General features: G+C 72.0%; 13 protein-coding genes. 12 read left to right on the plus strand and 1 reads right to left on the minus strand.

Annotated elements, in window-relative coordinates:
* Positions 1-90: 90 nt before the first annotated feature.
* The 12 genes from VLG41_RS05130 (at position 91) to VLG41_RS05185 (ending at position 23,824) form a co-directional block, all read left to right on the plus strand.
* On the plus strand, positions 91-1,287 hold the full coding sequence (locus tag VLG41_RS05130; protein WP_325348313.1) for an ROK family transcriptional regulator: 1,197 nt from the start codon (positions 91-93) through the stop codon (positions 1,285-1,287).
* Positions 1,287-2,807 (plus strand): sugar ABC transporter ATP-binding protein, encoded by a 1,521-nt coding sequence (locus tag VLG41_RS05135; RefSeq protein WP_325348314.1) that lies wholly within the window; start codon positions 1,287-1,289, stop codon positions 2,805-2,807. Before VLG41_RS05130 ends, VLG41_RS05135 begins: the two co-directional genes overlap by 1 nt.
* Positions 2,788-3,792 (plus strand): ABC transporter permease, encoded by a 1,005-nt coding sequence (locus VLG41_RS05140; protein ID WP_325348315.1) that lies wholly within the window; start codon positions 2,788-2,790, stop codon positions 3,790-3,792. The genes VLG41_RS05135 and VLG41_RS05140 overlap by 20 nt, the downstream gene beginning before the upstream one ends.
* Before the next feature lie 58 nt (positions 3,793-3,850).
* Positions 3,851-4,813, plus strand: coding sequence for a substrate-binding domain-containing protein (locus VLG41_RS05145; RefSeq protein ID WP_325348316.1), 963 nt, complete (start codon positions 3,851-3,853; stop codon positions 4,811-4,813).
* 21 nt (positions 4,814-4,834) lie between these two features.
* Positions 4,835-5,893, plus strand: coding sequence for a sugar phosphate isomerase/epimerase family protein (locus tag VLG41_RS05150; RefSeq protein ID WP_325348317.1), 1,059 nt, complete (start codon positions 4,835-4,837; stop codon positions 5,891-5,893).
* Positions 5,890-7,026, plus strand: a complete 1,137-nt coding sequence (locus VLG41_RS05155; RefSeq protein ID WP_325348318.1) for a Gfo/Idh/MocA family oxidoreductase — start codon at positions 5,890-5,892, stop codon at positions 7,024-7,026. Before VLG41_RS05150 ends, VLG41_RS05155 begins: the two co-directional genes overlap by 4 nt.
* Positions 7,027-7,214: 188 nt before the next feature.
* Positions 7,215-7,922 (plus strand): response regulator transcription factor, encoded by a 708-nt coding sequence (locus VLG41_RS05160; RefSeq protein ID WP_325348319.1) that lies wholly within the window; start codon positions 7,215-7,217, stop codon positions 7,920-7,922.
* A gap of 143 nt (positions 7,923-8,065) precedes the next feature.
* Positions 8,066-9,646, plus strand: a complete 1,581-nt coding sequence (locus VLG41_RS05165) for a FecR domain-containing protein (protein ID WP_325348320.1) — start codon at positions 8,066-8,068, stop codon at positions 9,644-9,646.
* 29 nt (positions 9,647-9,675) lie between these two features.
* The gene (locus tag VLG41_RS05170) at positions 9,676-12,033 is read left to right on the plus strand and encodes a CHASE2 domain-containing protein (RefSeq protein WP_325348321.1); all 2,358 of its coding nucleotides are present in this window, start codon (positions 9,676-9,678) and stop codon (positions 12,031-12,033) included.
* Between the two features lie 242 nt (positions 12,034-12,275).
* Positions 12,276-19,064: an SdrD B-like domain-containing protein gene (locus VLG41_RS05175; RefSeq protein ID WP_325348322.1), complete on the plus strand. Its 6,789-nt coding sequence runs from the start codon at positions 12,276-12,278 to the stop codon at positions 19,062-19,064.
* Between the two features lie 12 nt (positions 19,065-19,076).
* The gene (locus VLG41_RS05180) at positions 19,077-23,345 is read left to right on the plus strand and encodes an OmpA family protein (RefSeq protein WP_325348323.1); all 4,269 of its coding nucleotides are present in this window, start codon (positions 19,077-19,079) and stop codon (positions 23,343-23,345) included.
* A gap of 26 nt (positions 23,346-23,371) precedes the next feature.
* On the plus strand, positions 23,372-23,824 hold the full coding sequence (locus VLG41_RS05185; RefSeq protein WP_325348342.1) for an HAD domain-containing protein: 453 nt from the start codon (positions 23,372-23,374) through the stop codon (positions 23,822-23,824).
* A gap of 7 nt (positions 23,825-23,831) precedes the next feature.
* Here the strand turns inward: VLG41_RS05185 and VLG41_RS05190 are convergent, their stop codons facing one another.
* Positions 23,832-24,848, minus strand: coding sequence for a GSU2403 family nucleotidyltransferase fold protein (locus tag VLG41_RS05190; RefSeq protein WP_325348324.1), 1,017 nt, complete (start codon positions 24,846-24,848; stop codon positions 23,832-23,834).
* Positions 24,849-24,906 lie beyond the last annotated feature (58 nt).

Consider the following 24,906-nt stretch of genomic DNA (forward strand, 5'->3'; position numbering starts at 1 on the left):
GTTCGGACTTTCCGGGCCGAATTCGACCCAATAGCATGCACCGCAATGCCAAGCCCGGGCTTCCGCCCAGGTCGGCAGAGGAGACAAGACGTGAGCTGGAAAGGCCTCAAGAACGGCGAAAAGACGCTGCTCGACCACGTGTTCTGGGCGAGCGGGATCTCGCGCGACGCGCTCGCCGCGGCGTCCTCGTTTTCCAAGAGCCGCGCCAACGCCGCCGTGGCCGAGCTGCTCGAACAGGGCTTGCTGGAGCCCACCGGCGAACTCGCCAGCACCGGCGGGCGCCGCGCCGAAACCCTGCGCCTGAGCCGCAGCCTGGGCGTGCTCATCGGCGTGGCCGTCGGCGCCACCGGCCTGGAGGTCGGCGTCCTCAGCCCCGACCTCAGCGTGCTCGCCCACCACAGCGAACCCGCCGACGTGCGCGACGGCCCCGTGCCCGTGCTCGCGCGCATCCGCGCGCTCATGCGCGAGCTGCTCGCGCAGTGCGGCGTGCTGCCGCGCCAGGTCATCGCCATCGGCATCGGTCTGCCCGGCCCGGTGGACTTCGACACCGGCCAGCTCGTCAACCCGCCGCTCATGCCGCAGTGGGACGCCTATTCCATCCGCGACGACATCGCCACCGACTTCGCCGCGCCCGTGTTCGTGGACAACGACGTCAACGTCATGGCCCTGGGCGAGCTCTGGCGCATGCAGCGCAGCCTGCAGAACTTTCTGGTGGTGAAGGTCGGCACCGGCATCGGCTGCGGCGTGGTCTGCCACGGGCAGGTCTACCGCGGCGCCAACGGCTCGGCCGGCGACGTGGGCCACATCTGCGTGGTGCCCGAGGGCCCGCGCTGCCACTGCGGCAACCTCGGCTGCGTGGAGGCCATGGCCGCCGGCCCCGCCATCGCGCGCATGGCCACCGAGGCGGCGCAGGCCGGGCAGAGCCCGCTGCTCGCGCGCCTCATCGCCGAGCGCGGCCCGCTGCGCCTGCAGGACGTGGCCGAGGCCAGCCGCGCGGGCGACATGGCGGCCAACCAGGTGATGCAGCGTTCCGGCGCACTCGTGGGGCAGATGCTTGCCTCGGTGGTGAACTTCTTCAACCCCTCGCACGTGTTCATCGGCGGCGGCATCACGCGCGTGGGCCCGCTGTTCCTGGCCGCCGTGCGCCAGAGCGTGTACCACCGCTCGCTCGCGCTCTCCACGCGGCACCTGGAGATCCAGTACACGCCGCTGGGCGAACGCGCCGGGCTCATCGGCGCGGGCGTGCTGGCCATGCAGGAAAGCCTGCGGCAGATGGAGGTGGGCTGATGAACGCGCCCCTGGCATCGGCGGACAAGGGCGGCGTGCGCGTCGAGTTGCGCGGCATCGTCAAGCGCTTCGGCCCGGTGCAGGTCCTGCACGGCGTCGACCTCGCCTTCGAACCCGGCCGCATCGTCGGCCTCCTGGGCGAGAACGGCGCGGGCAAGTCCACGCTGATGAAGATCCTGGCGGGCTACGAAGCGCCCAGCGAGGGCGACGTGTTGGTCAACGACCGCCTGGCGCGCTTCGACGGCCCGCGCGCCGCCGAGGCCGAGGGCCTCGTGCTCATCCACCAGGAGTTCAACCTGGCCGAAGACCTCACGGTGGCGCAGAACATCTTCCTGGGCCACGAGAAGCGGCGCGGCTGGTGGCTGGACGACGCCGCCATGCGCGCCAGCGCGCGCGCCGTGCTCGACGAGGTGGGCCTGCACAAGGTGAACCCCGACACGCGCGTGCGCGAGCTCATCGTGGCCGAGCGCCAGCTGGTGGAGATCGCCAAGGCGCTGTCGCGCCGCGCGCGCGTGCTCATCATGGACGAGCCCACCGCCACGCTCACGCCCAGCGAAACCGGTCGCCTGTTCGAACTCATGGCGCGCCTCAAGGCCGAGGGCGTCTGCGTCGTCTTCATTTCGCACAAGCTCGACGAGGTGGAGCGGATCACCGATGAGGTGGTGGTGATGCGCGATGGCCGCGTCGTCGCCCGCGAACCCACCAGCACGCTCACGCGCGCGCAGATGGCGAACCTGATGGTGGGGCGTGAGCTGGCCGATCTCTACCCGCCGCGCCACCCCGTGCCGGCCGAGGCGCCGGTGCTCCTCTCGGTGCAGGCCCTGTGCGTGCCGGGCTGGGCCGAGGACGTGAGCTTCGAGGTGCGCGCGGGCGAGGTCTTCGGCTTCGCGGGCCTGGTGGGCGCGGGCCGCACCGAGCTGTTCGAAGGCCTGCTGGGTCTGCGCGAGCGCTCGGCGCGCGCGGTGGAGATCGCCGGCCGCGCGCTGCGCCCGCGCTCGCCGCGCGAAGCGGCCGACGCCGGCCTCACCTACCTCAGCGAGGACCGCAAGGGCCGTGGCCTGCACGTGCGCTTCGGCCTGCGCGAGAACCTCACGCTCATGGCGCTGCGGCGCCACGCGAACCCGTGGCTCAGGCCCGCGAGCGAGGCCGCCGCGCTGGAGCAGGCCGTTCGCGAGTTCGGCATCCGCACCGGATCGCTCACCGTGCCGGCCGGCTCACTCTCGGGCGGCAACCAGCAGAAGCTGGCGCTGGCCAAGGTGCTGCACCCCGGCCCGCGCGTGGTGGTGCTGGACGAGCCCACGCGCGGCGTGGACATCGGCGCCAAGCGCGAGATCTACGCGCTCATCCGCCGCCTGGCCGACGAAGGCCGCGCGGTGGTCGTGGTCTCGTCCGAACTCATGGAACTCATCGGCCTGTGCCACCGCGTGGCGGTGATGCGCGCGGGCCGCCTGCAGGTCACGCTGTCGGCCGAGCACCTCAACGAACAGGAGCTGATCGCCCATGCCACCGGAACGCACTGAACCCACCGCCGCCGCGCCGGCGCCTGTGGCGCGGCGCTGGCGCCTGCCGTCCTTCGGCCCGCTGCTGGGGCTGGTGCTGCTCTGTGTGGTGGGCACCCTGCTCAACAGCGAATTCGCCACTCTGCCCAACGCCATGAACGTGCTCACGCGCACGGCCTTCATCGGCATCATCGCCGTGGGCATGTGCTTCGTCATCATCTCCGGCGGCATCGACCTGTCGGTGGGCTCCATGGCCGCGCTCATCGCGGGCGTGACCATCCTGCTGATGAACAAGCTGGTGCCCCTGGGCTGGCCGCCATTGGCGCTGGTGGTGGTGGGCATGGCCACCGCCGTGCTGCTGGGTGCCCTGTTCGGCCTGGCGCACGGCCTGCTCATCACGCGCGGGCGCATCGAGCCCTTCATCGTCACGCTGGGCACGCTCGGCATCTTCCGCGCCTACCTCACCTACTTCGCCGACGGCGGCGCGCTCGCGCTCGACAACGACCTGGCCGACGCCTACGGCCCCGTGTACTACGGCAGCCTGCTGGGCGTGCCCATCCCCGTGTGGGTGTTCGCGCTGGTGGCCATCGGCGGCGCGCTGCTGCTCAACCGCACCGCCTACGGCCGCTACGTGCAGGCCATCGGCTCCAACGAACAGGTGGCGCGTTACGCCGCGGTGGACGTGGACCGCACCAAGGTGCTCACCTACACCCTGCTCGGCGTGTGCGTGGGCATCGCCACGCTGCTCTACGTGCCGCGCCTGGGCTCGGCCTCGCCCACCACCGGCCTGCTGTGGGAGCTGGAGGCCATCGCCGCCGTCATCGTGGGCGGCACCGCCTTGCGCGGCGGCGCCGGCAGCATCGGCGGCACCGTCATCGGCGCCATCCTGCTCTCGGTCATCAGCAACATCCTCAACCTCACCAGCATCATCAGCGTGTACCTCAACGCGGCGGTGCAGGGCTTCGTGATCATCGCCGTCGCATTCATGCAGCGGCGGCGTCCCTAGGGCTTGAAACAAGGCCCTCCTTTTCTCTGTCAGCAACACCACCCTCAAGGAGACAAGCATGAAGAACCGCATCCGTCTGCACGCGCTGGCCGCCGTGGCCGCCATCGGCCTGGCCAGCCCGCTGCTGGCGCAGGCCCAGAACAAGGTGAACCTGGGCGTGGCCATTCCGGCCGCCACCCACAGCTTCGCCGCCGGCCTGGTGTACTGGGCCAACGAGGCGAAGAAGGAGCTCGAGAAGGACCCCGACATCAAGGTCACCATCAAGACCGCCAGCGGCGCGCCCGAACAGGCCAACCAGCTGCAAGACCTGGTCACCGCCACCAGGATCGACTCGCTCGTGATCCTGCCCTTCGAATCGGCGGCGCTCACGCGCCCGGTGCAGCAGGTCAAGGCCAAGGGCGTGTACGTCACGGTGGTCGACCGTGGCCTCACCGACACCAGCGCGCAGGACGCCTACGTCTCGGGCGACAACACCGCCTTCGGCAAGGTGCCGGCCGAGTACCTGGCCAAGTTCCTCAACGGCAAGGGCAACATCGTCGCGCTGCGCGGCATCCCCACCACCATCGACAACGAGCGCATGGACGCGTTCACGGCGGTGATGAAGAACCACCCCGGCATCAAGATCCTGGACGCCAAGCACGGCAACTGGAACCGCGACGACGCCTTCAAGGTGATGCAGGACTTCCTCACGCGCTTCAAGGAGATCGACGCCGTGTGGGCGGCCGACGACGACATGGCCTTCGGCGTGCTGCGCGCGATCGAGCAGGCCAAGCGCAAGGACATCAAGATCGTCTTCGGCGGCGCGGGCGCCAAGTCCATGGTCAAGACGCTCATGGACGGCAGCAACCCGCTGATCCAGGCCAACGTGTCCTACTCGCCCAAGTTCCTCTACGAGGCCATCAAGATGACCGCGCTGGCGCGCAAGAAGGGCGAGAAGCTGCCGGCCTCGACCATCGTGCCCTCGGTGCTCATCACCAAGCAGAACGCGAAGGACTTCTACTTCCCTGATTCCCCGTTCTGAACGCGCGCCAGGAGGATCCGCATGAAAACGATTCAAGGCCCCGGGATCTTCCTGGCCCAGTTCATCGGCGCGGCCGCGCCCTTCAACTCGCTGGAGGGCCTGGCCGGCTGGGCCGCCTCGCTGGGCTACAAGGGGGTGCAGATCCCCACCAGCGACGCGCACATCTTCGACCTCAAGCGCGCCGCCGAGAGCGACACGTACTGCGACGAGGTGAAGGGCGTCCTGGCCGCGCACGGCCTGCAGGTGACCGAACTCTCCACGCACCTGCAGGGCCAGTTGCTTTGCGTGCACCCGGCCTACGACCTGCAGTTCGACGCCTTCGCGGCGCCCGAGGTGCGCGGCAACCCCGCCGCGCGCACGTTATGGGCGCGCGACCAATTGCTGCTCGCGGCCCAGGCCTCGAAGCGGCTCGGCCTCAAGGCCCATGCGTCCTTCTCCGGCGCGCTGGCCTGGCCGTATCTCTACCCCTGGCCGCAACGCCCGCCTGGCCTGGTGGAAGCGGCCTTCGAAGAACTGGCGAAACGATGGCGTCCCGTGCTCGACGCCTTCGACCACGCGGGTGTGGACGTCTGCTACGAACTGCACCCCGGCGAGGACCTGCACGACGGCGTCACCTTCGAGCGCTTCCTTGACGCGGTGGGCCAGCACCCGCGCGCCAACATCCTCTACGACCCCAGCCATTTCGTGCTGCAGCAGCTCGACTACCTGGCCTTCATCGACCACTACCACGAGCGCATCCGCGCCTTCCACGTGAAGGACGCCGAGTTCCGCCCCAACGGCAAACAGGGCGTGTACGGCGGCTTCTCGAACTGGATTGACCGCGCGGGCCGCTTCCGCTCGCTCGGCGACGGGCAGGTGGACTTCAAGGCCATCTTCTCGAAGATGGCGCAATACGACTACCCGGGCTGGGCCGTGCTCGAGTGGGAGTGCTGCCTCAAGCACCCCGAGGACGGCGCGCGCGAAGGTGCCACCTTCATTCGCGAGCACATCATCCGCGTCGCCGACCGCGCCTTCGACGACTTCGCCGCCAGCGCGGGCGACGCGAAGACCCTGTCCACCTTGCTGGGCCTGAACCGATGAGCGACGAGCGAAGGACACGGCGCATCCGCCTGGGCATGGTCGGCGGTGGCGAGGGCAGCTTCATCGGTGCCGCGCACCGCATCGCCGCGCGGCTCGACGACCAGTTCGAACTCGTGGCCGGCGCCTTGTCATCGACGCCCGAGCGCGCGCACGCCAGCGCCGCCGCGCTGCACATCGCCCCCGAGCGCAGCTACGCCGACTACGCCGAGATGGCGCGCGCCGAGGCGCAGCGCGCCGACGGCATCGACGCGGTCGCCATCGTCACGCCCAACCACCTGCACGTACCCGTGGCGCGCGCCTTCGCGGGGCAGGGCATCCACATCATTTGCGACAAGCCCCTGGCCACTTCGCTGGCCGAGGCCGAGGCCCTGGCCCGTTGCGTGCGCGAGCGCGGCCTGCTGTTCCTGCTGACGCACACCTACAGCGGCTACCCCATGGTGCGCCAGGCGCGCGAACTCGTGGCCGATGGCGCCATCGGCGACATCCGCATCGTGCAGGTGGAGTACGTGCAGGACTGGCTGGGCGAGCCCATCGAGCAGCAGGGCAACAAGCAGGCCGCGTGGCGCAACGACCCGCTGCAGGCCGGCCCGGCCGGGGCGCTGGGCGACATCGGCACGCACGCCTACCACCTGGCCGGCTACGTGTCGGGCCTGCGCCTGCAGGAACTCGCCGCCGAGCTGAGCACCTTCGTGCCCGGTCGCGCGCTGGACGACCACGTGCAGGTGATGCTGCGCTACGAGGGCGGCGCGCGCGGCATCTTGTGGGCCAGCCAGGTGGCCAGCGGCAGCCGCAACGGCCTGCGCCTGCGCGTGTACGGCAGCACCGGCTCGCTGCAGTTCGATCAGGAGAAGCCGGAGGAGCTGTGGCTCACGCGGCCGGGGCAGCCCTCGCAGTGCCTGTACCGGGGCGTGCCCGCGCAAGCGGGCTCAACCGCCACGCCGCACCGCATTCCCTCGGGCCACCCCGAGGGCTATCTCGAGGCCTTCGCCCAGCTCTACCGCGACTTCGCTCGCGCCTGGCGCGGCGAGGCCGGCGTGGCGCTGCCGGGGCTGGACGATGGCCTGCAAGGCATGGCCTTCATCGAGGCCGTGCTGCGCAGCCACCACGATGGGATGCGCTGGGTGCGGCTGTGAGTCGGGCGCGGCGCGGGCCCTCAGGCGCTGATCCCGGCGCACGATGCGGCCCCGCTTGGCATTGCAGTGGGGAGGGGCTTCGTTCGATGAACGGTCGAAGTCTGCTCCCAAGCGTGTAGCATCGCCCCTTTTACTACTGCCTTGGCAGTAGTTTTTTTTGCTAGCAAGGACCGAGGAGAGCACGCCGGATGCGCTTGGCCGCCCTGGACGACGACGTATCGCAGCTGGACCTGATCCAGCGCTCGGTCCGTGCCATCGGTTACGAATGCCAACTCTTCGAGCGCGGGCAGGCGCTGCTGCGCGAGCTGCGGCGCGACAGCTTCGATCTGCTGATCGTCGATTGGCAACTGCCGGACATCGCCGGGCCCGACGTCGTGCGCTGGGTGCGTGAGCACCACGAGCACGCCATGCCCATCCTCTTCCTGACCAACCGCAGCGAGGAGCGCGACGTGGTCGAGGGCCTGGGCTGCGGTGCGGACGACTACATGCTCAAGCCCATCCGCGTGCATGAGCTCATGGCGCGCGTGAAGGCCCTGATCCGCCGCAGCTACCCGCAAGCCGAGGGCTCGGCCTTGTGCTTTGGTGGCTACACCATCGATCTCGCCGCGCGCACGGTCCACTACGAGGGCCGGCCCATCGAGCTCAAGCACCGGGAGTTCGAGCTCGCGCGCTGCCTCTTCAGCAACACCGGGCGCCTGCTCTCGCGCGCCTACCTGGGCGAGACCGTCTGGGGCCGCGCGGTCGAGGTGCCCTCGCGCAGCCTGGACACGCACATCTCCTCGCTGCGCGCCAAGCTCGAGCTGCGCCCCGCGCGCGGCTTCCGGCTGGTGGCCGTCTATGGCCAGGGCTACCGGCTGGAGGCGGTGGATCCCTCGGTGGCGGAGGAGGCGTCATGAACGCCGCCGGGCCGTTCCCTGGGCACTCAGCTGCCGCCGTGCGCCGCACGCAAGGGCGTGCAGCGACCCCGGCCCGTTGGCGCGCGCTGTGCGCGAGCGCGCTTTTCGCCGCCGCTGGCCTGGCCCATGCCGACCCTGCACTCATGCCCTACGAGGTGCGTGCGGGCGACACCCTCTACCACCTCGCGCAGCGCTACCTTGAATCACCCGAGGACTGGCGCGTGCTGGCGCGCCTGAACCGCGTGGCCGATCCCCGGCGCCTGACCATTGGCGCCACGCTGCTGATCCCCGCGGATCGCCTGCGCGGCGTGGCGAGTCAGGCCACCGTGCTCTACCTCAAGGGCCTGGTGGTGGCGGGCGAGCCCGCGCGCGAACTGCAGGTGGGGGACCGCCTAGACGAAGGCACGGCGCTGCGCGTGCACGAGGGCGCCTTCGTCGGCCTGGCCCTGGGCGATGGTTCCACGCTGCACCTGCCGGCCCTCACCCAGCTCACGCTGGAGCGCCTGCGCGAGTCGGACGGCATCGGCGGCCACCAGAACACCCTGAAGCTCGATCGCGGCCGCGTCGACTCGCGCGTGCGGCCGCAGCCCGAAGGCTCTCGCTTTGACGTGCGCACGCCGCTGGCCGTGGCCGGCGTGCGCGGCACGCAGTTCGGCGTGGGCCTGTCCGGCGATGGCGCGCGCGCCCTCTCCGACGTGACCGAGGGCCGTGTCGCGGTGGCCGCCAGCGGCCTGCCGCAGGCCGCGGTGGCGTTGGGCGCGGGGCAGGGGGCGGTGGTGGCCTCGCCCACGCAGCCGCCCCGCGTGCTGCCGCTGCTGCCGGCGCCGGCGCTGGGCGCCGGCGAGCTGCGCGTCGAGCGCATGCCACACGCGCTGACCCTGCCGCCATTGCCCGGCGCCGTGGCGTACCGCGTGCAGGTGGACGACGGCGCGCAGGGCGATGCGCCAGCGCGCGTGCTGTTCGACGCGGTCGCGGCGGGTGCGCCGCCGCGCCTGATCGGCCTGCCCGACGGCGGCTTGCGCGTGCGCGTGCGCGCCATCGACGCCGAGGGCCTGATGGGCGCCGAGGCCACGGCGCTGCTGCGGGTGAAGGCCACGCCCATCGCACCGCTGGCGCGCTCGCCCGAGCCGAACGCCGTGGTGGCCACCGGCACCGTCGCACTGCGCTGCACCGAGGTGCCGGGCGCCATCGCCTACGATCTGCAGGTGTCCAGCGACCCCACGTTCAGCACCCTGCTCGCCGAGGCGCGCCAGAGCGCGCGCTGCGCCTTCGAGGTGCGCATCGCCGAGCCTGGCGCGCTCTATTGGCGCGTGGCCAGCGTCGCGCAGGGCGCCGACGGCGCACCCGATCGCGGCCCCTTCAGCGACCCGAGCCCCATGGTGGCGGTGCCGCCGCCCTCGGCCCCCGGCGCGCTCGAGCAGAGCGAGGACGGTCTGCGATTGCACTGGGCCGGCGCGCCGGGCCACCGCTACCGCGTGCAGTTGGCAAGCGACGAGGCCTTCGGGCAGGTCCTGCAGGACGTGGAGGTGGACGAGCCCTCCGTGCGCTTCGACCTTCGCGCATGCCAGAGCTACTTCGTGCGCCTTCGCACGCTCGCGCCCAACGGCCTGGCGTCGGCGTTCTCCGCGCCGCGGCGTGTGAGCGCGAGCGCCGGCTTGTGCTCGCAGGACGGTGCGCCGGTGCGCTCGCTGCACGGCGAGGCCTGGGACACCCGGCGGCCCTGACCGCCTGCGAGGCCGCCAGCCCCACCCGCGTGAGCCCCCAGCGCCACCCCGACATGCGCCCGACCGAGGACCATCCCCTGCTGCCCGCGCCGGTGGCGGTGTTCGGCCGGTGGGGGCTGTTCTGGGGGGCGGTGCTGCTGGCCGCGGCGCTGGCCGGCTTCGCCAACGGCCTCGGCCGCGTCGACCTCTCGCTCACCGACCAGATCGCGGCGCTCGACACACGCGCCGTCTCGCCGCAGGTGCTGATCGTTGCCATCGACGAGCCGAGCCTGGCGGCGCTGGGCCGTTGGCCCTGGCGCCGCGCGGTGCACGCCGCGCTCATTGGCCAGCTCTCCGCGCACGGGGCCCGGGCCGTCGGGCTGAACCTGCTGCTCACCGACGTCGATCCCGCGCACCCGGGCGACGACGCGCGCCTGGCCCATGCCATGCGCGCCAACGGCGCGGTGGTGTTGCCGCTGTATGCGCGCTGGCCCGATGGGCTTCGCGCCGAGCCCGCGCTGCCCGTGCCGGTGCTGCGGGAGGCGGCCCATGGTCTGGGCCACATCCACCTGGAGCTGGACGACGACAGCGTGGCGCGCAGCGTGTTCCTGCGCGAAGGCACCGTGGCCCAGCGCTGGGACCACTGGGTGCTCGCGCTGCTGGCCGCCGGTGGCGAACCCGTCGACCCCGCGCGGTTGCCCAGCCTGCGCCGCTCGGCCACGGCGCCAGACGATCCCGGGGTCTGGCGGCGCGACCACCAGGTGCTCATTCCCTTCGCAGGCCCGCCCGGGCAGGTGGAGCGCGTGTCCTACATCGACGTGCTGGAGGGCCGCGTGTCGCCGGATCGCCTGCGGGGCCGCTACGTGCTGATCGGCGCCACCGCCGCCAGTGTGGGCAATGGCTACGCCACGCCCATGGCCAGCCGCGACAGCCTCATGCCCGGCGTGGAGGTCGTGGCCCAGTTGCTGGACGCGCAGCGCCAGGGCGTGCACCGGCGCACGGCCCTGCCCTGGGAAAACGCGCTGTTCAGCGCCCTGCCCGTGCTGCTGGCGGCGCTCGCGCTCACGCACTGGCCGCCCCGGCGCGCGCCGTGGTCGCTGCTGGGCCTGGTGCTGCTCGTGGGCCTGTCGGCCTGGCTGCTGCGCCGCGGCGCGGGCGTGCAGGTGGCGCCCCTGGCCGCCTTGCTCAGCCTGGCGCTGGCGTACCCCCTGTGGGCCTGGTTCCGCATCGATGCGGTGTTTCGCTACCTGGGCCAGGAGTTTCGTCGGGCGCAGCGCGGCATCGGCCTGTTCCCGCCCGCTCCTGCCGTGCGCCGGGCCCGAGGCGACGCGCTCGATCGGCAGATGCACGCCATGGCCGGCGGCCTGGAGCAGCTGCGCGCCTTGCAGCGGCTGGTGCACGACGGCCTCGACACCCTGAGCGACCCCGTGCTGGTGCTGGACGCGCACGGCCGTGTGCAACTCGTCAATCCCGCCGCCGCCCGCTACTTCGGCGTCGAGGCGCAGGCCTTGCGGAACCAGCCGCTGCATGACCACCTGGCCGCGCGCCTCACGCTGCCCGACCACTCGCCCTTGCCCGATCTGCGCGCCGAGCTGCAAGGGCAGGGCGGCGGCGCCTGGCACGTCACGGACGCGCAGCGCCGCGACCTCGTGCTCAAGTGCCACCCGCGCCTGTCGGCGCCAGGCCGCCCGGAGGGCAGCCTCGTGAGCCTGGTGGACTTCACCAGCGTGCAGGAGGTGCAGCGCCAGCGCGAAGAGGCGCTGCGTTTCCTCTCGCACGACATGCGCGCGCCGCCGTCGGCCATCCTCACCCTGATCGAGATCGACCGCCTCGAACCCGGCGTGGACCCGCAACTGCTGCCGCGCATCGAGGCCCACGCCCGTCGCGCGCTGGCCCTGGCCGACGACTTCGTGCAGCTGGCGCGTGCCCAGTCCGACGCCAGCGAAACCGAGGTGGTGGACCTTCGCGACGTGCTCATCGACGCGGCCGACCACCACTGGGACCAGGCCCGCGCGGCGTCGGTGGACATCCTCACCGAGACGCCGCCCGAGCCCGGCTGGTGCCGCGGCGACCGCGACCTGCTCACGCGTGCCGTGGGCAACCTGATCGACAACGCACTGAAGTACGGCCCGCCCGGCGCGCAGGTGCGCTGCCGGCTCACGCGCGAAGGCGATCGCCACGTGATCTCGGTCATCGACCAGGGCGAGGCCATCGCGCCCGAAGAGCGGGCCGGGCTGTTCGAGCCCTTCAAGCGCCTGGGCCGCGAATCGCGCACCCGCGGCGCGGGCCTGGGCCTGGCCTTCGTGCAGGCGGTGATGGCGCGCCACCAGGGCAGCGCCGAGGTGCGCGCCGCCCCGGGCGGGGGCAACGAGTTCCGCCTCCAGCTGCCCGCGCACGCCGACGCGTGACCGATCCCGCGCCGGGCGCGCGGTGCACTGTCAACGATTGTCAATTCGCTGGCGCCGGCGTTAACCCCTTCTTACATTCGCGCCCGCACCGAGTCGATCGGCCCGCCTGAAGGCCGCTCGAGCGCCGCCGGCGTTTCCCTCGTTCCATCCGTTTCACACCGTGGCCCGCGCCACGGTGCGGGGGCGCTTGCGCGCGGCTCTGGTGCCTTCAAGCGATACCCATGAAGCACACCCGAACACCGTTGTCCCCGAATCCCCGCGCGGCCTGCATCCGCGCCTGGCGGCGATCGCTCGCCGCCGCGGCCCTCGGGCTCGCCGCGCTGGGCAGCGCGCATGCGCAACTCATCATCTCCAGCATCCCCGACTCGCCCGATCCGGTGCCCGCGGGCGGCACCGTCACCTACGCGGTGCGGGTGGCCGAGACCAATGGCACACCGCTCACGGGTGGCTCGTTCAGCTTCAGCGTCCCGGCCAATGGCCAGTACGCGGGCACGGGCACGCTGCCGCCGGGGGTGAGCTGCAGCGGCATGGCCGAAGGACAGAACGGCCCGGGCCTGCTGTCGTGCAGCGGCATCGACCTGGCCCTCAACGCCGTGGCGCAGGTGCCGCTGCGCGTGCGTTCGATCGCGCAGGGCACCCTGTCCGTCACCGCCACGCCCACGCCGGGTGGGCCGGCGCAAAGCGAGGTGACCACCGTCAACACCGGCGCCGACCTCGCGCTGAGCCTCTCGGCCCCGGCCAACGCCAGCGCCGGCAGCACGCACAACGTGGTGCTCACCGTGAGCAACCAGGGGCCCGATGCCTCGCCCGCGTCCGTGCTGAGCTACAGCATTCCGCCCGGCTTCGTGCTCACCGGTACGCCGGCCGGCTGCTCCGTGGCGGGCAGCACCTTGAGCTGCAACCTCGGCGCCATCGCCGTGAGCGGCACGCGCACCGTCACCGTCACCGGCATCGTCGGTGCCGGGGGAGGCTCCACCGTCACGCACACCGCCGACGTCGCCGCTGCCGGTGGCGTGGGCGACGGCGTGGCCGACAACAACGCGCGCACGGCCAACACGGTGGTGGCGCCGGGCAGCACCTTGTCGGTGGGCAAGACCAAGTCGGCCAGCGATCCCGTGGCCACCGGCACCGCCTTCAGCTTCACGCTCAACCCGCGCTACAGCGGCGACTACCCCAGCGGCGTGCAGGTGCTCGACAACGTGCCCGCGGCCTTCTGCTTCGCCGGGGGCGCCACCAGCTTCACCAGCGGCGCCTGGAGCTGCACCGCCTCGAGCCAGTGCCCGGCAGCCGCGCCGGTGATCTCGTGCACGCACGGTGGCGGCGGCGCCCCTGGCGCCAACGTGGCGCTGGGCAACATCGCCGTGCCCGTGCAGGCCATCGCCACCGGCTCGGGCGTGGTGAACACCGCCAGCATCTCCGCGCCCGGCGTGGCCCCGGCCGACGGTTCGGTGGCCACCACGGTGATCGACCCCGTGTCGGACCTGCGCGCCAACAAGGCCAAGAGCTGGCCTCAGGCCGCCGTGCCCTTGAACACGCCGTTCGAGTACACGATCTCCACCACCAACCTGGGGCCCACGCCCTTCCCCGCGAGCGGCACGCTCACGCTCACCGACAACCTGCCCGCGGGCCTGCAGCTCGACGCCATCGCCGCGCCCGCCGGCTTCACCTGCTCGTCCAGCGCGGGTGGGGCGTTCCCGCAGGCCGGCCCGCTCACCGTCACCTGCACCAGCAGCGGCGTGGCGCTCGCGCTCAACGCCACCACCGCCGCCATCACCCTCGACGTGCGGGCCACGGCCACGGGCGCCGCGCTGGTCAACAACGCCTGCGTCGCCAGTGCCAGCGGCCCGGTGGACGACAACGCCCCCAACAACTGCGCCTCCGTGGGCGTGACGCCACAGGCCGGCGCCGCCCAGGCCGACGTGTCCGCGCTCAAGCGCGTCATCGGCATTGGCGACGCAGCGGGCAACCGCCAGCTCGCGGGCCAGCCCATCACCTGGGAGATCGAGGTCGTCAACAGCGGACCGTCCACCGCCACCGACGTGGCGGTGACCGACGTGTTCTCCAACGTGTTCAACGCCGCGCCCGCCGACTACAGCCTGAGCACCGTGCCGGGCGGCGCGACCATGGGAAGCTGCGCCCTGAGCGCGAGCTCAAGCCACGTCGCGCTCGACAACTGCACCATCGCCTCCTTGCCGGTGTGCACGCCGGGCGTGGACTGCCCGCGCATCCGCGCCACCGTGCGCCACTTCGGCAGCGGCACCGCCTCGGACCATCAGTTCCAGGTGATCAACTCCGCCTTCGTGCTGGCGCAGCAGCAGGGCGACCCGAACCTGGACAACAACAACTCCGCCGACGCGATCGGCTACTTCCAGGCGCGCGCCGACGTCGCCGTGAGCAAGTCGGACAACCCCGACCCCGTGCCCGCCGGCCAGGCGCTCACCTACACCATCACCGCGAGCAACCCGGCCGCCAGCAGTGCCAGCCGCGCCTACGCGGTCAGCGTCACCGACACGCTGCCCATCGGCGTGGTGTTCCTCTCGGCCACCGCCAGTGGGGGCGGCAGTTGCACCACCACACCCGGTGCCGGCGCCACCACCACGGCGGGCAACCGCACGCTGGTGTGCGAGTGGCCCTCCATCGCGCGCGGTGGGCAGGAAACCGTGAGCCTGCGCGTGCGGCCCCTGATCGTGCACAGCGTGGCCGGCGGCGGCAGCGGCAGCATCAGCAACACGGTGGTGGTGGCCACCAGCACGCCCGAAGTCGCCGGCGGCGCGGCCAACAACAGCGCCACGCAGGCCACGGCCGTGACCTCGCCCGTGTTCGACCTGTTGGTCAACAAGGTGGACGACGCCGACCCCGTGGACGTCGGCGACGACGTGACCTACACCGTCACCGCCACGAACAACGGCGCCTCCACCGCCGAGAACGTGGTGCTCACCGACACCCTGTCCAACGCCCCGGGGGCGCCCACCTTCGTCTCGGTGCTGACACCGCTGCCCGCGGGCGTGAGTTGCGACACCTCCGGCGTCACCGTGGGCGCGGCCGGCGGCAGCATCGTGTGCAGCATCACCCACCTGGGCGGCACCGGCGCGGGTGCCACCGGCGAGCCGGCGAGCAAGGCCGTGCAGATCCGCCTGCGCGGCGCCGACAAGGGCCAGTACACCAACCAGGCCAGCGTGGCCGTGAGCGACCCGGCCATCCACGCGCTGGATTCGCAACCCGGCAACAACCTCGCCAACCAGCCCACCACCTTCCGCTTCAAGGCCGACGTGCAGGTGGTGTCCAAGCGCGCGGTGCAGCCCGGCACCACCACCGACATCACCGAGGTCGCGTCCTCGCAGACCTTCGACTGGCTGGTGGACGTGCGCAACAACGGCCCGCAGGCCGCCGAGGTCACCAGCTTCACCGACACCCTGCCCGCGGGCCTGGTGCTGGCCGACGCACCCGTCTTCACCATCACCGCGGGCAGCTTCACGCCGGCGGTGGTGAGCTGCACCGGCGCGGCCGGCGGCAACGCCGTGAGCTGCGCCATCGCCAGCATGCCGGCCAACGGCACGGCCACGGTGCGCATTCCGGTGCGCTTCTCCGGCACGCCGGCCAACGGCAGCGTGGTCACCAATACCGCGCGCATCGTCACCACCGGCTCGGGCGACGGCAACGGCGGCGCCAACCCCAACGCCGGCAACAACTTCAACAGCGGCAGCGTCACCGTGCAGACCTCGGGCGTCAGCGGCCGCGTGTACCACGACCGCAACGCCAACGGCAGCAGCGAGGGCGGCGAGCCCGGTGTGCCGGCCACGGTCACGCTCACCGGCACCGACCAGTGGGGCGCGCCGGTGAACCTCAGCGTCACCAGCGACCCCACCACCGGCGACTTCCATTTCGACGTGCCGCCGGGCAGCTACACGCTCACGCTCACGCGCCCGGGCGGCTGGCTGCCGGGGCTCACGCGCGCGGGCGGCGTCACGGGCGCGGGCTCCACCGCGGGCACGGTGCCCACCACCGGCGCGGGCGTCACCGCGGGGCCCAACGGGTCCGATGCGCCCCTGATCCAGACCATCGTGCTCGGCGCCGCGGGCTCGTCCTCCAGCAACAACCTCTTCGCGCTGGTGCGCGCGTCCACTCTGGAGGGCAGCGTCTACCTCGACGAGGGCGCCGCCAACGGCCAGCGCGACCCCGGTGAGCCCGGCGTGGCCGGCGCCACGGTCGCGCTCACGGGCACCGACTTCTATGGCCGCGCGGTCACGCGCAGCTTCACCACCGCGGCCGACGGCAGCTACGGCGCCACCGACCTGCTGCCCGGCACCTACCAGCTCGACGAAACCCAACCCGCGGGCCTGGCCGATGGCGCCGAACACCTCGGCAGCGTGGCCGGCACGCCGCGCGGCACGGCCAACCCGGGGGGCGTGAACGACCGCTTCGGCGGCATCGTGCTGGGCTCCGAAGAGGCCGGCAGCGGCTACGACTTCGGCGAGCTCGGCGGCGAACTCGGCGGCCACGTCTACGTCGACCGCAACGGCAATGGCCAGCGCGACGCGGGTGAGCCCGGCATCGCGGGCGTCACCCTGACGCTCACGGGCACCGCGGCCAACGGGTCGGCCGTCAACCGCACCGCGCTCACCGACGCCAGCGGGCGCTTCCGCTTCGAGGACCTGCTGCCCTCCGATGCGAGCGGCTACACGCTGACCGAAACCCAGCCCGCCGCTTATGGCGACGGCCTGGACAGTGCCGGCCAGGTCAATGGCACGCCCATGGGGCAGGCCGGCAACGACGTCGTCACGGGCATCGTCTACGGCGGTGGCTCGGCCGACGGCTACCTCTTCGGCGAAGTCGCGGCCTCCATCGCGGGCAGCGTCTTCAACGACGCCGCCGGCAACGGCCAGCGCGACCCCGGTGACCTGCCGCTGGCGGGCGTCACGCTCACGCTCACCGGCACCGATGCGGACGGCCGCCCGGTCAACCGCACCGTGACCACGGGCGCCGATGGCCGCTACCGCTTCGACGACCTGCCGCTGTCCAACGGCGCGGGCTACACCATCACGCAGACGCAGCCGCCGGGTTACGCGCAAGGCGGTGAGCGCCCCGGCTCGCTGGGCGGCAGCGTGGCCGCGCCCAATGCCCTGCAGGTGCCGCTCACCACGCCGGGCGCCCAGGGCACGGGCTACGACTTCTGGGAACGCTCGCTGGCGCCTTCCACGCTCAGCGGCACCGTCTGGCACGACACCGACAACGACCGCCTGCGCGCGGGCGGTGAGCCCGTGATGGGCGGCTGGGCGGTGGAGCTGCTGGTCTGCGCCGATGGCAGCGCCAGCTGCGCGGTGAGCGACATGATCGTGCTCGACAGCACGCGCACCGCGGCCGACGGCAGCTACCGCTTCGAGAACCTGGTGCCGGGCGACTACCAGTTGCGCTTTCGCACGCCCTCGGGCCAGGCCGTCGGCGGTGCCTGGCCGACCGACCCGGTGGTCAACGCGCCCGGCGGCGCGCAGCCCACCACGCCGGGCATGCGCCCGCTGCCGCTGATCCCGGTGCCCATCGGCGCCGGCATGGCCGTGGTCAACCAGGACCTGCCCCTGGACCCGAGCGGCATCGTCTACGACAGCGTGAGCACGCAGCCCGTGCCCGGCGCGGTGGTGGAGTTCCGCGGCCCGCCCGGTTTCGACCCCGCGGTCCACCTGCTGGGCGGCACCGCCAGCGTGACCACGGCGGCCGATGGCTTCTACCAGTACTTCCTCATGCCCGGCGCGCCGGCCGGCGAGTACACGCTGGTCGTCACGCCGCCCGCGGGCTACATGAACTCGGCCACGCACCTGCCCTCGGCCGGCCCGCTGAACGCGCAGACCTGCACCGCGCCCGGCGGCGTGGTCGACCCGGTGCCGGGCGACCCCTGCGTGGTCTCCACGCCCGCGCCCGTGCCCGGCGTGCCCTCGCCGTACTTCCTGAGCTTCCTCTTCCCGGGCGGCGGCGCGCAGAACGTGGTGAACAACCACCTGCCCCTGGACCCGGGCGGCGGCGCGCTCATCGAGTTGCGCAAGACCACGCCCAAGCTCACCGTGAAGAAGGGCGAGCTGGTGCCCTACGTCATCACCGCGCGCAACACCAGCGCCGCGACCCTGGCCGACGTAGCCCTGGTCGACACGCTGCCGCCGGGCTTCAAGTACGTGAGCGGCTCGCTCACCGTGCAGCGCCTGCCCGACGGCGCCATCGAGCCCCTTGTGCCCGTGGTGGAGGGGCGCGTGCTGCGCTTGCCGCCGCGTGCCTTCGCACCCGCCGAGACGCTGCGCCTGTCGATGGTGCTGGGCGTGGGCACCGGCGTGGGTGAGGGCATCTACGTGAACCAGGTGCTGGCGCAGCAGGCCACCACGCAGACCGCGCTGTCGAACCTGGCCACCGCGTCCGTGCGCGTGGTGCCCGACGCGCTGTTCGACTGCACCGACGTGATCGGCAAGGTCTACGACGACCGCAACGCCAACGGCTACCAGGACGATGGCGAGCCCGGCCTGCCCAACGTGCGCCTGGCCACGGTCAACGGGCTGCTGATCACCACCGATCCGCAGGGCCGCTACCACATCGCCTGCGCGGCGGTGCCCAAGGAGGGCACGGGCAGCAACTTCGTGCTCAAGCTCGACGAGCGCACGCTGCCCTCGGGCTACCGCGTGACCACCGAGAACCCGGCGTCCGAGCGCTTCACGCGCGGCAAGTTCGTGAAGATCAACTTCGGCACCACGGTGCACCGCGTGGTGCGCCTGGACCTGCGCGCCGACGCCTTCGAACCCGGCGGCCACGCGCTGCTGCCGGCCTTCTCGGCCGAGCTGGCGAAGGCCATGGAGGCGCTCGCCGAGCGGCCCTCGGTGCTGCGCCTGGCGTACCGCGCCGCGCGCGATGAGGCACCCGCGCTGGGCGACGCGCGCGTGAAGGCGCTCAAGGCCGATCTGCTCGAGCGCTGGCGCCGCCACGGTGCCTCGCGCGAGGCGCCCCTGTTCAACCTGGACATCGAGGTCGAGCGCGTGCCGTCCTCCGTCGACCGCTGACGGAGGACCGCCATGCCCCACCCGAACGACCCCTTGAACTCCGCCGCACAGACCATGAACGCCCGCATCCGCCTGAACCGCCGCTTCCGCCGCGCCGCCGTCTCCGCGGCCGTGGCCGCGGCCTGCCTGGGCATGGGCGCCGCCGCGGCCCAGAACGCCCGCGACGACGGCGCCTCCTGCCGCACCGAGGCGCGTGGCCGCGTCGACGACCGCTGCGCCGCCGATGCGCGCGCGGTCGAGATCGACGGCCGCGACCACCTGCCCGCCACCGGTGAATCCGAGCTGCCTCGCCTCAGCGTGGTGTTGGGCGACGAGCGCGCGCTGCGCGAAACCATCGACGAGCGCCGCGAGGAGCGGCCGGGCGCCGCAGTGCCTCGCGACGGCTCGCACACCGCGCGCTTCGATTCCGGCGAGGACCTGCTGCTGGAGAGCGACCGCCAGCGGCTCGATCAGATCGTGGCGCAGGTGAAAGGCCGCGCCGATCTGCGCTTCGAGATCGTGGGCCACACCGACGTGCAGCCCGTCAGCCCGCGCCTGCGCCCGCGCTTCGCCGACAACCACGCCCTGGGCCTGGCGCGCGCGCGCCAGGTGGGCCGCTACCTGGCCGAGCGCCTGAACCTGCCGGCCAGCGCGTTCAGCCACGCCTCCCGGGGCGCGGACGAACCGCTGGCCACGCCGCGCGAGGACCGCGCCAACTGGGCCGCCAACCGCCGCGTCGAGGTGCATGTGTGGTGGAGCGAGCAGGCGCCGCCCACCACCGTGGTGCACACCGCCGTGCGGCGCAGCGACCCGAGCGAATGCCGCATGCTCTCGCCCCTCGCCAGCGACGACGCGCCGCTGCGCCTCACGGTGGACGGCGCGCCGCTGATCGGCACCGATTCGTCCAGCGCGGACCGCCAGCGCTGCATCGACGTGGCGCTGGAGCGCCACCGCCTGCGCCTGCAATACGACAACCTCTCGCAGCCGCGCCGGCTCAACGCCGCCGCCTGGCCCACCACCGTGGCGCCCGGCGACACCGTGCGCTTCGCGGGCCACAGCAACTACCTGCTGTTCCTGCACAAGGCCGAGTTGCGCCTGTTCACCCTCAACAGCGGCGGGCAGCGCCAGCCGCTGCGCAGCCTGGCGCTGGACGCGAACCTGCGCGGCGAATGGACCGTGCCGGCGGGCCTGCTCGACGGCCCGGGCGCCGTGCCCGAAGGCAAGGTGTTCTACCGCCTGCGCGTCTACGACGCTCAGGGCCGCTTCGACGAGACCGAGGACTTCTCGCTCACGCTCACCGCGCGCCGCCCGCACGAGGCCATGCCGCACGAGCCCGAACGCGAGCTGCTGCGCGGCTACGGCGACAGCCGCCTCGCGGTCAGCCACATCCCCGTTCGCGGCGGCACCGTCACCGCCAGCGGTGAGGCCATCCAGCCCGGTCAGCGCGTGCGCGCCCTGGGGTACGCCGTGCCCGTCGATGGCAACGGCCGCTTCGTCTTCCAGCAGCTCGTGCCGCGCCGCGTGCAGACGGGCGAGATCGCGGTGCTCGACGCCGACGGGTCCGAGCGCGTCTACCGGCGCGACTTCGATCTGCCGCGCGAGGACGGCTTCTTCGTCGGCCAGGCCGACCTCACGCTCGGGCGCAACCGCGTCAGCGGCCCGGCCGCGCTGCTCACCATGGACCCGAACCGCCAGGAAGGCGGCTCCTGGAGCGAAGGCCGCCTGGCCTTCTACACCAAGCGCCAACTCGGCGAGCGCTGGAGCCTCACCGCCAGCCTGGACACGGAAGAGCGACCGCTCAACGAGCTGTTCCGCAACCTCGATCGCAAGGACCCGAGCACCCTGTTCCGCCGGCTCGACCCGGTCGACTCCTGGGCCACCTTCGGCGACGACTCCACCACCATCGAGGACGCGCCCACGCAGGGCCGCGTTTACGCGCGCATCGACGACGGCCGCTCGCACGCGATGTGGGGCAACTACAAGCTCAACCTGGATGAGACCGCGCTGGCGCAGGTCAGCCGTGGCCTGTACGGCCTGCACGGCCGCTACCTGAGCGAGAACAGCACGGCCGCCGGCGAGGCGCGCCTGCGCGTGGACGCCTACGCGGCCGAGCCCGGCACGCTGTCGGCGCGCGAGGAGTTCCGGGGCACCGGCGGCTCGCTCTACTACCTGCGCCACCAGGACATCACGCGCGGCGCCGAGCGCGTGTTCGTGGAGATCCGCGACCGCGACTCGGGCCTGGTGCGCGCGCGCCGCCTGCTGGTGCCGGGGTCCGACTACGACATCGACCACCTGCAGGGCCGCGTGCTGCTCAACGGCCCGCTGCCCAGCTTCTCGGACGACGGCGCCATCGTGCGCGCGGGTGGCCTGACCGGCCTGCCGACCTACCTGGTGGTGGACTACGAGTACGCGCCCCTGCTGGGCGATCTCGACACGCTGGCCACGGGTGGCCGCCTCTCGTGGTGGGCCAACGACGCCCTGCGACTGGGCGTGACCGCCTCGAAGCAGGAGCAGACCGGCGGCGACCAGACGCTGGCGGGCGTGGACCTGCTGCTGCGCCATGGCGAGAACACCTACCTCAAGGCCGAGGTCGCGCGCTCCGACGGGCCGGGCACGGCCGAGCTGCGATCGCTCGACGGCGGCTACCACTTCACGGGTGAGCCCGTGGACCCGGCGGCCGACGCGAACGCCTGGCGCATCGAGGGCCAGGCCGATCTGAAAGACCTGGGCGCGGCTGACAGCGGACGCATCGGCGCCTACGCCCAGCGGCGCGGCGCGGGCTTCTCCGCGCCCGGCCAGCTCGTGAGCAACGAGACGAAGCAGGTCGGCGTGGACGCCACGCTGCCCCTGGGCGACGACACCGAACTGCGCCTGAAGGCCGACCGCCGCGACGAGGTCAACGGCTTCGACAGCGACAGTGCCGAAGCGCAACTGAGCCACCAGCTCACGCCTCACTGGCGCCTGGGCGCCAGCCTGCGCCGCGACGACAAGAGCAGCGACACCGTCGTCACCAACGGCGGCCTGCCCTGGGGCGCCGCCGTGGAGGGCGAACGCACCGACCTCGGCGTGCAGACCGATTACGACAGCCGCGAGAACTGGGGTCTCTACGGCTTCGCGCAGCACACGCTCTCGCGCAGCGGCACCCGCCTGGACAACGACCGCCTGGGCCTGGGCGCGCGCTACCGCGTCAACGACAAGCTCGCGCTCAATGGCGAGCTCTCGGGCGGCGATGGCGGCGCGGCCGGCAAGCTCGGCGCCGATTACCAGTACGACGACCGCTCCAGCCTGTACCTCAACTACGTGCTCGACACCGGGCGCACCGACGAGAACACGCAGGGCCGCGGCGGCACGCTGGTCTCGGGCGCCAGGTCGCGCATCAACGAAGGCCTGAGCCTGTTCACCGAGCACCGCCACAGCGTGGGCACGCAACCCGGCCTGACGCACGCCTACGGTGTGCAGTACGCGCCCGACAGCCGCTGGACCGTGGGCGTCTCGCTGGAGAACGGCCGCGTGGGCTACGAGACCCTGGGCGAGCTGCGACGCGAGGCCATCGCCTTCAACGCCGGCTACAGCAGCGACACGCTGCGCTACAGCGGCGGCGCCGAGTACCGCTCCGATCGCGGCAGCACCGAAGTGCGCCGCAGCTGGCTGCTCAAGAACGCCTTCAGCCTGAAGGACGGCGAGGACGCGCGCTGGGTTGGCAAGTTCAACTGGGCCGACAGCGACAGCAATGCAGGCGCCTTCGCCGCCGCGAAGTACACCGAGGCCAGCCTGGGCTACGCGCTGCGCCCGGTGAACAACGACCGCCTGAACCTGCTGTTCAAGTACACCTTCCTGCACGACCTGTCCTCGCCGGGCCAGGTCAGCGCCACGGGTGTCACGGCCACGCAGGTGCTCACCACCGGCAACGACTACCAGCAGCGCAGCCACGTCTGGGCCGCCGACGTGAGCTACGACCTCACGCCGCGCTGGACCATCGGCGGCAAGTACGCCTGGCGCCTGGGCGAATTGCGCGCCAGCCGCGACGACAGCGCGCCCTGGTTCAAGAGCAGCGCGGACCTGACTGTGCTGCGCGTGGACTGGAAGGTGGTGCGGCGCTGGGACTGGCTGCTCGAACTGCGCTCCCTGCGCGCCAAGGAACTGGGCGACCGCCGCACCGGCTGGCTCACCGCCGGCTACTACCACGTCAACGAGAACGTGAAGGTGGGCCTGGGCTACAACTTCACCGACTTCTCCGACGACCTCACCGACCTGCGTTACCGCAGCCGGGGCTGGTTCCTCAACGTGCTGGGCAAGTTCTGAACGCAGCGACCCTGGTCACGCTCTTTCTGGACTTCGATGGCGTGCTGCACCCGCTGGGCGCGCCGCGCGACTGGCTGTTCGACAAGGCGGGCATGCTGGCCGCCGCGCTCAGGGACCTCGAGGGCGTGGAGATCGTGGTGTCCAGCGGCTGGGCTGGCTACCACTCGTTGGACGAGGTCCGCGCGATGTTCCAGCCCTGGCCGGCGCTGCATGAGCGGGTGGTGGGCCGCACCGAGCCCTGGGCGCGGCCACCGGCCCACGGCGTGGTCATGCCCGATCGCGAACGCCAGTGCCGTGACTGGCTGCGCGCGAACGGGCGATCGGCGTGGCACTGGCTGGCCATCGACAACCAACGTCAGCACTTCGCCGCGCGCGAGCGGCTCTTGCTGGTGGACGGTCGCCAGGGTCTGCAGGCGCGCAACCTCTATCGGCTGGTGGAAATGATCCATGCCCTGAGGCGCGAAGAGGCGCGCTCGTGAACCGGTGTCAGCCTGACGCAGGTGAGGCGCCGCCCCGGTCTGCGGCCTGCTCGGCGCCCAGCGCTGGCCCATGCGTGTGGCGCAGGTACGCGTCCCACAAGTGGCGCGCCACGCTGGCCTGCAGCAAATCCTTGGGGGCCTTGATCGCCTCGCGGCTCGGGCTCACCCCCAGGCGCTCCTTGACCGCCGCGAAATCCAGCGGGTGGATGGTGTGCATGAGGGCCATGCGGCCGCGGGTGTCTACCACCATCTGCCGGAACGGCCGCGACGACACCAGGCGGTTGCCGGAATCCACCTGCACGGCCCAGAAGTCCTCTTCGTCATCGGACATCGCCAGGGGGTGCGGATCCTCATCGCGCGCCTGGCGGCGAATGATGTCGACCTCGAAACCATCGGCATTCACGGCCGTTTGCTTCTGCTCGTCCAGCACCCTGAAACTGCTGTCCGCGTTGCGCAGCACGCCGATCAGGGATTCGTGGCGCCGCGCCATGGTGGTCACGAAGGACAGGCGCTGGCGGGTGTCGAAAAGGAGGTCGAGGTCGCGGGTCGCCAGGGCGCCGCCGTCGACGCGCACGCCGCAGGCGGCTTCATAGGCGTACATGGCGTGCGTGCCGACGACGAGGAACTGCTCGGCAATGCCGGCGCCATGGAGCGCCGACAGCAGGTCGACCACGATGGCGGGTGTGCGCCCGACCTGGAAGACACGGTTGAGCTTGCGCATCTCTTCGAGCTTGTCTTTGCGCGCGCGCAGCGTGACTTCCGCGCGCTCCTTTCGCGCCATGAAGCGTTCGTGAATGGCGCGGTTGTCGGCCGAATCGGGCCCCAGCGAGTGTTGCGCGCCCGTGGCCGAGGTGCGGATGAGGTAGCGCTTGCCCTTGGAGGTGCGCCAGTACATGGAGCCCCTGACCTCGCCGGCTTCCTTCAGGGCGTCGAGGTAATGCCGGTAGGCCGCCGCTGCGTCGGTGTACTGGCGCAACTGGCTTTCGGTGCATTCAACGACGAGCAGTTCGGGGTGTTTCCGCATATCCTTCATATTTTGAAGTTTATGCGGAAACTCTATTTACATCAAAGATTTACGTGGT

Origin of the sequence: Hydrogenophaga sp. (genome assembly GCF_035481345.1) — a bacterium.
Lineage (GTDB): Bacteria > Pseudomonadota > Gammaproteobacteria > Burkholderiales > Burkholderiaceae_C > Hydrogenophaga.

Coding starts and splice junctions, on each gene's coding strand:
- VLG41_RS05140 (WP_325348315.1), top strand. CDS start 2,788: ATGCCACCGGAACGCACTGAACCCACCGCCGCCGCGCCGGCGCCTGTG.
- VLG41_RS05180 (WP_325348323.1), top strand. CDS start 19,077: ATGCCCCACCCGAACGACCCCTTGAACTCCGCCGCACAGACCATGAAC.
- VLG41_RS05150 (WP_325348317.1), top strand. CDS start 4,835: ATGAAAACGATTCAAGGCCCCGGGATCTTCCTGGCCCAGTTCATCGGC.
- VLG41_RS05155 (WP_325348318.1), top strand. CDS start 5,890: ATGAGCGACGAGCGAAGGACACGGCGCATCCGCCTGGGCATGGTCGGC.
- VLG41_RS05160 (WP_325348319.1), top strand. CDS start 7,215: ATGCGCTTGGCCGCCCTGGACGACGACGTATCGCAGCTGGACCTGATC.
- VLG41_RS05165 (WP_325348320.1), top strand. CDS start 8,066: ATGCCCTACGAGGTGCGTGCGGGCGACACCCTCTACCACCTCGCGCAG.
- VLG41_RS05145 (WP_325348316.1), top strand. CDS start 3,851: ATGAAGAACCGCATCCGTCTGCACGCGCTGGCCGCCGTGGCCGCCATC.
- VLG41_RS05190 (WP_325348324.1), bottom strand. CDS start 24,848: ATGCGGAAACACCCCGAACTGCTCGTCGTTGAATGCACCGAAAGCCAG.
- VLG41_RS05135 (WP_325348314.1), top strand. CDS start 1,287: ATGAACGCGCCCCTGGCATCGGCGGACAAGGGCGGCGTGCGCGTCGAG.